Genomic DNA, 12,431 nt, shown 5'->3' on the forward strand with positions numbered 1-12,431 from the left:
AACCCTCTAATGAAAACGAGCGCTGATCCATATTATAGAATCGCGCCGATTGTTGAAAAATCCTGTTATTATGATTTTTGTTACAGTTCATAAACAAAGGGAAATTTGCCATCTACAAATTATTTCTTTTCATTTTCCCTTCCACTTTACTTTGGTTTTCAGCAACCCTAAATTTTACTATTTGACTAATTAATCCATAAGGGATGGGTTTTTCAATTGGGAATTGAACTGCACCTTTAGAGGTTTTATATCCCGATAATTCATCCTGAAAATTATTAATCCCGCTTGAAGTTGGGTAGAAGCCTATATGATTTTTGTATGCAGCAAAATGTACCAGATTTCCGTTTAATACAAAAGTAGGCATTCGGTAACTTATTTTTTCCTCGGCATTTGGTGCTGATTCCTTTATAACCTTTCTTATTGTTTTTAATATTTCTTGAATCTCTTGAGGATATTGTAAAATATATTCATCAATTGATTCAGGAATGTTTTGTTCCATAATATGCCTCCTTGTAAATTTAAGTATTTAAAGAATTTTAAAACACTTTTATATTAAAGTAAATATTCTTTATCTATTTCTCACTCTCCCCAATTTTTTCAAAGTTATTATTGATGAATTGATTTAAATATGTTTGGTCCATTTTGTTTAAATGAAAATCCTCACATTTTCTTTTGCCCTTAACAATATTCTTTAAAATATGTTTCTCAATTTAATGGCCCTTTATTGAAAACTTTAAATTCCATTTTCCCCTCAATCGTGTCCTTCTTCCAACAAAATTTCTATCCTAAAAATACAATTTCACCATTTTCTTTTTTGCTCGAATTGTAATTTTACCAACGCATTGTATTGGATTTTTATAGCCCTTTTCACCATCGTGAAATAGCGTAGAGAATAGATTTTCTATTTCAGCTAATGTTGTATCTTTAGAAAGTTTATGGAAACGTATTAATTATACCTTTATAAGCATCAACTGTTCCATGAACTTCAACTTCTCCAATGCAGTTTATTTTAAGTACAAACATCCACAATCTTTAAGATGTTATCATGCAATATTGACTAATAGATACCAATACTATTTTCACTATTAAAAATCTGATATTTTAGATAAAAACACGTCTATTGTAACTGTTAATCAAAATTCAGAATTGTTAGAATATTAGTAATTACCAATAATACACTTAAAACCTAATTTCTTTCAGGAGGGATACAAATGAAGCAAAAGTTACATTTAATTCCGTTTCAAGTGAATGAAGTGGTCGAAGTGGTCGAAGTGGTGCCAGAAGGTATTGAACTTATTGCAGCACCAAAAGTTTGGGAAAATTCTAAAGGGAAGGGGATTACTGTTGCAATATTGGACACAGGCTGCGACGTCACCCATCCTGATTTGAGTGGCCGTATTATCGGTGGGTGGAATTTCACTCATGATGATGATGGACAACCTGATCGATACATCGATTATAATGGCCATGGAACCCATGTAGCTGGCACAATTGCTGCAATCAATAACTACACAGGAGTAGTTGGTGTTGCACCTGAGGCAAGTTTATTGATTTTAAAAGTGCTTGATAAAAATGGATCAGGGCAATACGACTGGATCATAAATGGTATTAACTATGCAGTTGAACAAAGGGTGGATATCATCTCCATGAGCCTCGGAGGATCTGTCGATGTACCTGAGTTACACCAAGCTATTCAAAACGCAATCACTAATCAAATACTAGTCGTTTGTGCTGCTGGTAATGAGGGAGATGGACAGAGTTCTTCAAATGAATTGGCCTATCCTGCCTGCTACAATGAAGTCATCAGCGTCGGTTCCATTAACCTGCAACGCAGATCTTCTTATTTTTCAAATTCGAATAATGAAGTCGACTTAGTAGCCCCAGGTGAAGAAATCCTTTCAACGTATTTAAACGGAACTTATGCAAAACTAAGCGGAACTTCGATGGCAACACCGCATATATCTGGTGCACTTGCACTCATAAAAGAGAATGCCAACAGAAACTTTGAGCGAAATCTGACAGAGGCTGAGCTGTATGCACAATTAATAAAAAGAACGATTCCTTTAGGAAACTCGCCAAAACTCGAAGGCAACGGAATGCTGTACTTAACAACAGAGGAATACTTATCGGATGTATTCAACCAAAAATTATCTGGACAGGCGTTGAAAATATAATGGAAAAACTAGATTTGCTATACTGTGAATGGGAAACGGCCAAGTCAGACTTTTTAAACTATCAGGAAAATCGACCCTATTATGATGAAAAGAAAGATAAGGAAGTCAGAAATCAATACTATCATAGCATTTCATTCACGAATACTACTCTTTTAGACAGCCTTCACACATTGCTCAAAAAAACACATACAAATCAGTTAAACTACAGCCCGCACCGTTATGTGTACCCATGGGTTGATTTACAGGAAAACGGTTCATTAAAAAGTCTTTATTCTGGACAAAGGATGGATCCCCTTTCTGTCATAGAGGAGGACGTTCGGCTCCACGAAATGCAGGCAAAAGGGTTAATAAGCATCTTATCGGATAATCTATTTAACTGTGAACATGTAGTGCCTCAATCATGGTTCGATAAAAAAGAACCAATGAGAGGAGACTTGCATCATTTATTCGCCTGCAATCCTACTTGCAATAGTAGTCGCAGCAACTACCCTTATTATGATTTCCATGATTATGTCCCTGAAGGATTAATTTTAGGAATCAAAGATGGCTGCGGCAAAGCTGAAGAAAGTAAATTCGAACCAGAATACGGCAAAGGAATCGTTGCTAGAGCAACACTCTATTTCCTAATTCGCTATCCAAACATAATAAAAAAAGAACTAGAGAATATCTTCTTATTGTTAAAATGGCATCAATCTTTTCCAGTATCTATCTATGAAAAGCATCGCAACCTAGCTATCCATGAACTTCAAGGCAATCGGAATCCATTTATTGATTTTCCAGGGATTGCAGAATGTATCGTAACAAATAAAAAAACACTAATTCCCTTATAATCGTACAAAAGAATTAGTGTTCGCTTTTTTAATATTAAACGCCAATAAAGGTATGATTTCTACATGTAGTAGATCGAGATATTAAGGGTGATTGGTCATCTTTTATTCCAAAAATTCGTTTCAAACGAAAATAAAGGAGATGGTTCCAATGACAGTTTATGAGTCTATAACGCTCATGTTTAGTTTCGCTACACTTATTGTAACGATTCTTGCGTTGTCATTTACTTTTTCAAAAAAAAAGTAAATCACCCTCTATATCTTACAGGATAGGGTGAATTACTAGCATGCCAATCGCCTTTAATGTAATCATCCAAATCCGAACAATGTCATTACCTTTAATCGAAACTATCGCTGGTCTATATTGGTATTTTTACATATTTTTGAATCTCCAAGGATAATACTTTAAATCTTGACTTGTAATTAATAGCGTTAATTATATTCGCTTAAATAATTCCATTTTTTTTATTATCTCTAACTCACCAGCAGTCTCAAAAAATGCTATAAGCTTTGGTAAAGCAACAAGCGATTTCTCATTGTAGAGAAATCGCTTGTTTTTTATAGCTGATAGAGCTTTGTATATTTTTCTTGTAAGTAGTTTGCAAGATACTTGGCATTTAAGCCTTCACCTGTCGCCTCTTGTAATAGCTCGAACGGCTTTTTCAGCGCACCGTATTGATGTACTTTCTCCGTTAACCACTCACGTATTGGCAGGAGCTCGCCATTTGCAAGTAAGTCATCGAAGTTTGGAATATCTTTATCCATCGCATGCTTCCATTGCGCTGCATATATCATCCCTAGTGCGTAGGATGGGAAGTAACCAAACATCCCCCCTGCCCAGTGCACGTCTTGTAAAACGCCCTTCGCATCGTTGTCAGGTCGGATGCCTAAGTATTCTTCATACTTTGCATTCCACACTTCTGGAAGATCTTTGGCTTGCAAGTCTCCATTGAACAAATCACGTTCAATTTCGTAACGAATCATAATATGCAGTGGATACGTTAGCTCATCCGCTTCAATGCGAATTAGCGATGGTTCTACCATATTAATGGCACGAAGGAAATCACTTAAAGGGATATCTCCAAACTGTTCTGGCGAATGCTTTTGCAAGCGTTCATAGTTATGCTCCCAAAACTTTTCATTTCGTCCGACAAGATTTTCATAGAATAGTGATTGCGATTCATGGATGCCCGTCGATGTTCCCATTGCTAACGGTGTACCAGCAAGTTTGGCATCAATATTTTGCTCATACATGGCATGCCCACATTCATGAATTGTGCCAAAGATGGCCGAACGGAAATCATTCTCATCATATTTCGTTGTAATACGCGCATCCCCATGATTAATGCCAATCATAAATGGATGGACACTTTCATCTAAGCGACCCGCATCAAAATCATAGCCAAGATGTTCAAGCATTTCTAATGATAATGCTCGCTGTGCTTCTCTCGGAAATTGTTTAAATAACATACTTGTATCTGGTTTATTCGGAGAAGCTGCGATTTTTTGTACAAGTGACACTATCGTTTCACGTAATTCACCAAATACTTGATCTAGCACATCGGTAGTCATATCTGGTTCATATAAATCGAGTAACGTATTGTATGTAGAGCCGTTTTTAATGCCCCAATATTGAATAAATTTCTTTTGCCATTGAATGATTTCCTCTAAATAAGGTAAAAATTGCGCAAAATTATTCGTTGCTTTTGCTTCTTCCCAAACCGTTTCTGCTTTCGCTTGTAAAATAACATATTCTTTATACTCTTCAGCTGGAATCTTTTTATTTTGATCGTAATTTTTGCGTACTTCCTCCACTAAACGTCGTGTAACATAATCAAGATCTGTTTTTTGTGCTTCTAAAGCAGTTAGTAGTTTCCCTAATTGTTCACTCGTTTGCATATCAAATAAGGAGGCCGATAATGTGCCCACTACTTCTGAACGCTGCGCTAATCCCTTCTTAGGAGCACCAGTGCGCATATCCCAATACATCACACCTAGCGCTTCCTGATAGTGCTGCATTTTTTTCACATAGTCTGTAAATTGCTGTACAGTCATATCCAATCATCCCCCTTTTTTCACCTTATTAGTTTAGCATATTTTCGAATATTTTGTATATTTTGGACTTTTGAATTTTGAAGAAAAGCTCTCCTGAAAATTTAATGAAATCTTTGTATAATAAAAATCACCTAGAGACTACTAAAAAAGAAAAAAGGGTTTCAAATGAAATATTTCTGGTATTTTATTGTTGGAGGTTTGTTGGGATTACTACTTTCATACATTGCGACTGAAATATCACGGATAGTGGCTTTTTTAACCTTGGGCATTGTAGCGGTCATAGCCTTCTTCTGTGCCAGTCACCCAAACAATTCTGACAATTGAAATCTATATAGACTGCCAGTTTGGTAATTAATGACTAGCCGAGTAATAATCCACGGAGACTCCCGCTAGATTGCATCTCCCCATACCTTACCAGCGATTTCGGTAGGTTAATCGGCGGTTTTCATAGGTTTACCGGCGATTTCTATGATTCTATTGGCGGTTTGCGTAGTTCTTCAGGCGATTACGCAAATATCGGTAATAGTCTCTATAATTATTTCAAATAAAAGTAGCTCCCTTCTATATGAAGGGAGCCTCTATTTTAAATTGGGGATTTCAACTAGTTTTCACGTTCATGTTCATGTTCGGTTTCCAATCAAACATATTTTAAAACAATTTATATATCGTTGGGGAAACGCTATATAAATTAAAAGATACTAGTTAAATGTTTTGGCAAATTTGTAATACTTGCTTAACGGCTTCTGCTGATTGATTGAGTGCCGTTTTTTCTTCATGTGTCAGGTGTAATTCAATGACCGATTCAATGCCATTGCCGCCTAAAATCGTCGGTACACCTAAAAATAAATCATTGTAGCCGTACTCCCCTTCTAACAGGGCGATCGAAGGAATAATTTTTCGCTGATCCTTCATAATAATTTCGACCATTTGAGCACAGGCTGCTGCTGGTGCATAATAAGCACTGCCATTTCCTAATAAACCAACAATTTCGCCGCCACCTTTACGTGTACGTTCGACGATTTGCTGTAGTCTATGTTGCGGGATAAGCTTTTCTAATGGGATGCCCCCTGCATAGGAATAGCGGATTAATGGCACCATTTCATCACCATGTCCACCTAATACAAACCCTGATACATCTTCGGGAGCAATTTGTAACTCTTGCGCTATAAATGCATTAAATCGCGCGGTATCTAACACACCAGATTGTCCGATGATACGATTTTTGGGAAAGCCTGTTTCCTTATAGCAAACATAAGTCATTGCATCAACAGGATTGCTTAAAACGACTACAATGCTATTAGGGGCATACTGTTTTATTTGTTTCGAAACATGCTGAATGATTTTAGCATTTGTTGTAACTAAATCATCTCGACTCATTCCTGGTTTCCGAGGTATACCTGCCGTAATAATAACGATAGATGCACCTGCAATATCCTCATAATTACTCGTTCCATGTATAGATACATTAAACTTTTCAATCGGTCCTGTTTGTAATAAATCCAGTGCCTTTCCTTTTGTGGGATTTTCGGCTTCTGGAATATCTAGCAACACTACATCACCTAATTCCTTTTGTGCCAAGAATAAGCTTAATGTTGCACCAGTGTGACCAGCTCCAATAACAGCAATTTTATTTTTGCGAAATGCCATTATGCTTCACCTCAATTGTCCGTAGGTTCTGTCGTTTTTTTAGCACGCACGGGGGTTGGTGCTATTTTTTTCTTTGGCGTTTCTGGTCCTTTAATCATGTTGAATACTTCTTCGTCAGGTCTAGGAATGACATGAGCGCTTAACAATTCTCCAACGCGCTTAGCTGCCTCTTTGCCAGCATCGACTGCTGCTTGTACCGATCCAACATCACCTTTTACGACGATGGTCACGATACCACCATCCACAAATTCTTGTTTGACAATCGTGACATCAGATGCCTTAATCATCGCATCTGCTGCTTCGTAAGAGCCTACTAATCCCTTTGTTTCTATCATGCCAATTGCACTACTCATTGTCCTCACCTCGCATAACATCTGTTGAATCTATAATACCTATTACAACTGCATCAATAGGAAGTGGATTATCTTTCATAATATAACGGGATGATCCCCCACTCGTAATGAGCACATCATCGCCAATGCCTGCTCCTATGCGATCAGCCGCAACCATTTCCGTGCGAATTGGTTGCTGATTAGAGTCAATTGGTTGAATAATTAATAGCTTTAAGCCATTCAACCCTTCTTCCTTGCGTGTTGCCCAAACGCTTCCAATCACTCTTCCCATCTGCATGAACTCACCCTCTTTATGTTGCCTGGATAATACTTATTATTCAGAGCGAATCGTTAATTTTTTATTCAACTCTCTTATTTTGTCATAAGCTAGCGCTGTTACGATGGTTCTTTTCGGCACAACAATTTCTTGAGCTTCTATTTCAAGCACTTCCACCTGTGAAAGGAGCTTTTTTTCAAAATGATAAATCGATTGTTTTTCCGGCGTTTGCTTTACGACTACAGGGCGTTCTTTCGCAGTCATCGGTTCAATCGCTTGGCCATTGACGATTTCAGCAAAAGCGCCTTGTTGAATCAAGCCTGCATTTGCTTCATCTGTATCAATATGCATTTCCAAGCGATAGCGTTCAGACACGCGAATAATCACATTGGATAAAATAATAGGCCGTATTCCCTGAACGTTGATTTGCACTGACTGCCCATCCACTACTTGGAATCTCACACTATCTGCAGGTGACATATGAATATGAGCTTGTGCAATAATGAGGCCTTCTGTTAGTACGACACTACCTTTTGGTCCAATTAGCGTAACAGGGCTTGAGCCTTTAATATCTCCAGATACTCTTAATGGTGGCTTGACGCCAAGTTTCATCGCATCTGTCCAGCTAACTTCCACTTGTGTTAAAGCGCGTGCTGGACCTAATATGCGAACCCTTTCAATAGAGCCTTTAGGTCCAGCAATAACTACCGTTTCTTCAGCTGCAAATTGGCCTGGCTGTGACAGCTCAAATTTTGGCGTTAATTGATAATTTTCGCCAAAAAGTTGCTCCACTTCTGCCTGTGCAAGATGAACATGTCGAGCTGATACACCGATAGGAATTTTACCGTCATCTGGTGGGGAAGGCTGATTTTTTAATACTTGCTGTAAAACTTCTTCAACGATTTTTTGCACTAATTGTTCCTGCATCAAACCTCCTCCTTATTAAAATGATTTAACAATTCTTCCCTTTGCTTGCTGTTCAATAAAGCCTGCATTCGCTTCATCTGTATCGATATGCATTTCTAAGCTAAAATCATTCGATACACGCACGACTACGCCGCGGAATGTTACAGGTCTTTCACTGTCAACTTCTACAGAGACTAATTCATTATTGTTGACTTCAAATACTCGCGCATCTTCTTCTGTCATATGAATATGTGCTTGTGCAATAATGACTCCCTGCTCTATCATAATTTCTTGTCGTTGATTAATTAGTTTGATGCTAGCTGAATTTGCGATATCTCCCGATTGCCTTACAGGAGGGGTTAAACCTAATTTCATTGCATCTGTTCGACTAATTTCCACTTGCGTTGCTGCTCTAACAGGTCCTAATACACGCACATTGTGAATAACACCTTTTGGTCCTTCAATAGAAACACGCTCTTTTGCTGCAAACTGTCCTGGCTGAGAAAGATCAAAATCCTTCGTCAACGTTGCGTTTGGACCAAATAGTGCTTGTAAATCCTCTTCACTTACATGTATATGACGAGCTGAAATGGCAACTGGAAAAGCGTTTGATTTTATGTTCAAGTTAGCCACCTCTAAATCTAGTAACAATTATTTTTTGCTGATGGCAGGCATTCATCTCCATCTACAGTAAGAGATGAATGCCTCCCTTTCAAAGCTGTAATTAAGCTTCTGCTTTTGGCAAGATTAATTCTAGTTCGTTATGCGGGCGTGGAATTACATGCACAGATAGAAGTTCTCCAACACGTTGAGCTGCTGCTGCACCTGCATCCGTTGCTGCTTTTACTGCGCCTACATCGCCTCGAACTAAGACAGTGACAATTCCGCCACCAACATGTACTTTTCCAACTAAATTAACACTTGCAGCCTTCACCATTGCATCCGCCGCTTCAATTGCTCCTACAAGACCTTTTGTTTCTACCATTCCTAATGCTGTACTCATTTGTCATTCCTCCAAATTATTTAGTTTGTAATGTGATTTGCTTTAATACTTGATCGACAATTTGTTGCACCACTTCTGTATCTAGTGATGGTGCTTGCGCCTTGATATTCTCTACTACCGGCTCTATATCGAATTCCGGTTTTGGCACCTCAACATCTTTAATGCCATATGCCATACGCTTAATATTTAATAAATGTCTAGCTGTAATGTTATCGGACGTAATATTGCCGCCAAATGTACCACAGCCTAATGTAAAGGATGGGGCTAATCCAGTCGTACCGCCAACTGCACCAATCGAAGATAATGTGTTAATGACAATACGCGACACTGGTAAATCCAGCGAAAACTGCTCTGCTAACGCTGCATTTTCCGTATGAATTGAGCATGAATGACCTCGTCCCCCTATGTTCAGTAGATCGATCATCACTTGTTTAGCCTCTGTGCTGTCCTCTACTGTGTAGAACGCAAATATCGGTGAAAGCTTTTCCAGTGAAAATGGAATATTTTTACCGATCATCGTCTCCAACCCAACAAGTACTTTCGTCTCTTCTGGCACGACAATTCCGACTAAATTGGCCAAGCTCACTGCTGATTTCCCAACAATTTGTGGGTTTACTTTTCCTGGCACAGGAGAAATCAGCTTCTCCATCTTCAACTTCTCTTCTGCACTTAAAATATACGCATGCTGTTTCTTTAACTCTGCTAAAACTTGCTCTGCAATAGCTTTATCCACGATAATGGCCTGCTCTGTTGCACAAATTGTGCCATTATCAAACGATTTGCTTTGTACAAGCTGACGACTAGCTTTTTGGATATTGGCTGATTTTTCGATATAAGCCGGCACATTTCCTGGCCCTACTCCATACGCAGGCTTTCCAGAGCTGTATGCCGCTTTTACCAATGCACCGCCACCCGTTGCTAAAATTAAATGAATATTAGGATGCTTCATTAATTGTTGCGTCGCTTCCATTGAAGACATTGTTAAACATTGCAACAACCCTTCTGGTGCTCCAGCCTTTTCCGCCGCCACTCTACAAATATCTAAAGCTTCCTTTGTACATTTAACAGCATAAGGATGTGGGCTCAGAACAAGACCATTTCTCGTCTTTAATGAAATAAGTGTTTTAAAGATGGCAGTTGAAGTAGGATTCGTTGTTGGCACAATACCTGCAATAACACCAAACGGGCTAGCAATCTCTGTAACTTTCTTTATACGATCAGAGCCTATTACACCAACAGTCTTTAAATCTTTTATATCTTCATAAACATCTCTAGAAGCAACTTCATTTTTCATTTTTTTATGATTTGGGATACCCATCCCTGTTTCTTGTACAGCCATTTTGCCTAATCGTTCTGCCTCTTTAAATGCGGCATCCGCCACAGCCTTTACAATAGTATCCACTTGTTGCTGTGAAAATTGCATATAGGCTGCTTGTGCTGTATTTGCCTGTCTAACGGCATCTCTCATTTCCTGAATGGCTAATAAATCTTTATCTAAAGAAGCCATAAAGCCGCCTCCTTTCTAAATAACGGGATTTCTCGCAACATTTTCTATTGCTTCTCTAAAAGCGTCTGCAGCAGCTTGACATGAAGACTGACTGCCACTTACTATGCCACCACCAAAGTTAGTTTCTGAAGGTGGTCCAAAAAATAGTTTTAGCTCTACGTCCGCTGCTTTTAAAGCGGCATCTAAACCAACGACCGCCTCAATTGGTGGTGCGATTAAGTAAGCGAGTGCAGTGCCAACCTTCACATCTGCTAGCTCGGCCAAATAGGTTCCACAGCTTGCAACAGTATGCGCAAAAAGAGCATGGCTTTCATTGCCATTAATTGCTTCAAAATAAGTATCGAATTGAATCTTTTGTTCAATTGCTTCCAACCCACTGCGAATTTCGTCTGGTGAGCTTCCCGCAATAATGCCAATCATTTCACCAGATAATGGGCCTGACGCATGTGCCGCACCTGCATAAAAGCTTTTTGCATAAACGACAGCCACATCAGCTTTTTTCGTCGCTTCGTCTAATGCCACATATCCGACATCATCAATCGTTAGTGTGACCAGCCCAATGCTATGCTGATTTGGCTTTAGCTCAAGCTGTGCTGCTAATTCTCTATTCACTCTAGGAATCATCTGCATTGCCAAAATTTCAGCCATTATTTTTTGAGGATTCATTACTTCCCTCCTAACCTTCTTTAGCGACAAGATTTACGCCACTAGCCTTGTATTGCAATATTTTTTGAACGACTGTACCTAAATAAGCACCTGCCTCAAGTGGCGGAATACCACCTTTATGAATGTTTGATATAACCATTCGATCCGCTTCGACTGTGCCCATTCTCGGCTGATAACATAAATACGCACTCATCGACTCAGCTGACACAAGCCCAGGACGTTCACCAATTAAATAAACAATGACCTCTGCTTGCAATAGTTCGCCAATCTCATCCATTAAGGCAACACGCCCTTTATCTATATAAAAAGTAGTGCCTATTTCAATATTTAAATTGCTAAGACTTTGCTGTAATGCTAAATAAACATCCTGTACATTTTCTTCAATCGCACTCGCACTTAAGCCGTTAGAAATAATGATTTGGACTGTTGGACGTGCTTTGCATGATGATTGAATAAGTGCTTTCGCTTCATCCGATAAGCGACGACCTAAATCCGGTCTAGTAATGTATTCTTCTTTATCAGTTACTCGTGTTGTTACTTGAAAGACATTCAATTTTTGCAATAGCTCTTCTGTCACTTCTCCATATACGGCATCTACTGCTGCTGCATGATCGAGGCGGAACTTCAACCAAGTTTTTGTTTTTGGCCTTGTTCCTGCTCTACCTACACCAATTCTTGCAGGTGTATGTTTTTTTGCCGCTTGTACACTTTCAGATATAGTTTCCGCTTCAAACTGAAATGCCTTAGCAGGTTCCGCTGTAGAAGGATGGTCTTCAATCGTTGCACTGTGCGAATATTCTTGTGTAGATGATGCATGATTGTAAAGCTTAATTAATGGTTGATCTGATGTCGCAATTGGATTTGGTAGCGCTTCAGAATGATTAACTGCTGTTTCATAGAACTTAATAAGTGGTTCTCTCTGTTCTACAGTCGGTGTAGTTATTTCTTCAGATAAATTGTTTGATGTATCGTTACTCATTTTCATTTTCTCCATAACAAGCTGCGTAATCATGGATACTAGCTGTTCATTCAATGGT

Annotated in this window: 14 protein-coding genes; 3 read left to right on the plus strand and 11 right to left on the minus strand. The window is 38.7% G+C overall.

The annotated features are described in order from the left end of the window. Nucleotides 1-112: 112 nt before the first annotated feature. Entirely contained in the window at nt 113-499 is a 387-nt protein-coding gene (locus ACIP9G_RS07595) for an iron chaperone (protein WP_401018613.1), read from the minus strand. 712 nt (nt 500-1,211) lie between these two features. Here ACIP9G_RS07595 and ACIP9G_RS07600 point away from each other — a divergent pair. The 3 genes from ACIP9G_RS07600 to ACIP9G_RS07610 all read left to right on the plus strand — a co-directional run bounded on the left by ACIP9G_RS07600 (nt 1,212) and on the right by ACIP9G_RS07610 (nt 3,248). Next, nucleotides 1,212-2,174: a S8 family peptidase gene (locus tag ACIP9G_RS07600; protein WP_401018614.1), complete on the plus strand. Its 963-nt coding sequence runs from the start codon at nt 1,212-1,214 to the stop codon at nt 2,172-2,174. Further along, the gene (locus ACIP9G_RS07605; protein WP_401018616.1) at nt 2,174-3,004 is read left to right on the plus strand and encodes an endonuclease I family protein; all 831 of its coding nucleotides are present in this window, start codon (nt 2,174-2,176) and stop codon (nt 3,002-3,004) included. The genes ACIP9G_RS07600 and ACIP9G_RS07605 overlap by 1 nt, the downstream gene beginning before the upstream one ends. Nucleotides 3,005-3,152: 148 nt before the next feature. Then, on the plus strand, nt 3,153-3,248 hold the full coding sequence (locus tag ACIP9G_RS07610) for a putative holin-like toxin (protein WP_219818977.1): 96 nt from the start codon (nt 3,153-3,155) through the stop codon (nt 3,246-3,248). A 311-nt stretch (nt 3,249-3,559) separates the two neighbouring features. Here ACIP9G_RS07610 and ACIP9G_RS07615 read toward each other — a convergent pair whose 3' ends face one another. The 10 genes from ACIP9G_RS07615 to eutC all read right to left on the minus strand — a co-directional run bounded on the left by ACIP9G_RS07615 (nt 3,560) and on the right by eutC (nt 12,427). Then, nucleotides 3,560-5,056, minus strand: coding sequence for a carboxypeptidase M32 (locus ACIP9G_RS07615; protein WP_401018617.1), 1,497 nt, complete (start codon nt 5,054-5,056; stop codon nt 3,560-3,562). A 702-nt stretch (nt 5,057-5,758) separates the two neighbouring features. After that, entirely contained in the window at nt 5,759-6,703 is a 945-nt protein-coding gene (gene mdh, locus ACIP9G_RS07620) for a malate dehydrogenase (RefSeq protein WP_401018619.1), read from the minus strand. Nucleotides 6,704-6,714: 11 nt separating this feature from the next. Continuing rightward, nucleotides 6,715-7,056 (minus strand): BMC domain-containing protein, encoded by a 342-nt coding sequence (locus tag ACIP9G_RS07625; RefSeq protein ID WP_401018620.1) that lies wholly within the window; start codon nt 7,054-7,056, stop codon nt 6,715-6,717. Continuing rightward, complete coding sequence (locus ACIP9G_RS07630; RefSeq protein ID WP_401008073.1) at nt 7,049-7,333, minus strand: EutN/CcmL family microcompartment protein; 285 nt, start codon at nt 7,331-7,333, stop codon at nt 7,049-7,051. Before ACIP9G_RS07630 ends, ACIP9G_RS07625 begins: the two co-directional genes overlap by 8 nt. Nucleotides 7,334-7,369: 36 nt before the next feature. Then, nucleotides 7,370-8,239 carry a phosphate propanoyltransferase gene (locus ACIP9G_RS07635; protein WP_401018621.1) on the minus strand — a complete coding sequence of 290 codons (870 nt, stop codon included), beginning with the start codon at nt 8,237-8,239 and terminating at the stop codon, nt 7,370-7,372. Between the two features lie 15 nt (nt 8,240-8,254). Continuing rightward, the gene (locus tag ACIP9G_RS07640; protein ID WP_401018622.1) at nt 8,255-8,842 is read right to left on the minus strand and encodes a phosphate propanoyltransferase; all 588 of its coding nucleotides are present in this window, start codon (nt 8,840-8,842) and stop codon (nt 8,255-8,257) included. 100 nt (nt 8,843-8,942) lie between these two features. Then, on the minus strand, nt 8,943-9,221 hold the full coding sequence (locus ACIP9G_RS07645; protein ID WP_024363388.1) for a BMC domain-containing protein: 279 nt from the start codon (nt 9,219-9,221) through the stop codon (nt 8,943-8,945). Nucleotides 9,222-9,237: 16 nt separating this feature from the next. Further along, complete coding sequence (locus ACIP9G_RS07650) at nt 9,238-10,728, minus strand: aldehyde dehydrogenase family protein (RefSeq protein WP_401018623.1); 1,491 nt, start codon at nt 10,726-10,728, stop codon at nt 9,238-9,240. A gap of 15 nt (nt 10,729-10,743) precedes the next feature. Further along, nucleotides 10,744-11,394: an ethanolamine utilization microcompartment protein EutL gene (eutL, locus tag ACIP9G_RS07655; protein WP_401018624.1), complete on the minus strand. Its 651-nt coding sequence runs from the start codon at nt 11,392-11,394 to the stop codon at nt 10,744-10,746. Nucleotides 11,395-11,404: 10 nt separating this feature from the next. Further along, nucleotides 11,405-12,427 (minus strand): ethanolamine ammonia-lyase subunit EutC, encoded by a 1,023-nt coding sequence (gene eutC, locus ACIP9G_RS07660; RefSeq protein WP_401018625.1) that lies wholly within the window; start codon nt 12,425-12,427, stop codon nt 11,405-11,407. Between the last annotated feature and the right edge of the window lie 4 nt (nt 12,428-12,431).

The organism is Lysinibacillus sp. NPDC093197 (assembly GCF_044754025.1).
In the GTDB taxonomy this organism is placed as follows: Bacteria; Bacillota; Bacilli; order Bacillales_A; family Planococcaceae; genus Lysinibacillus.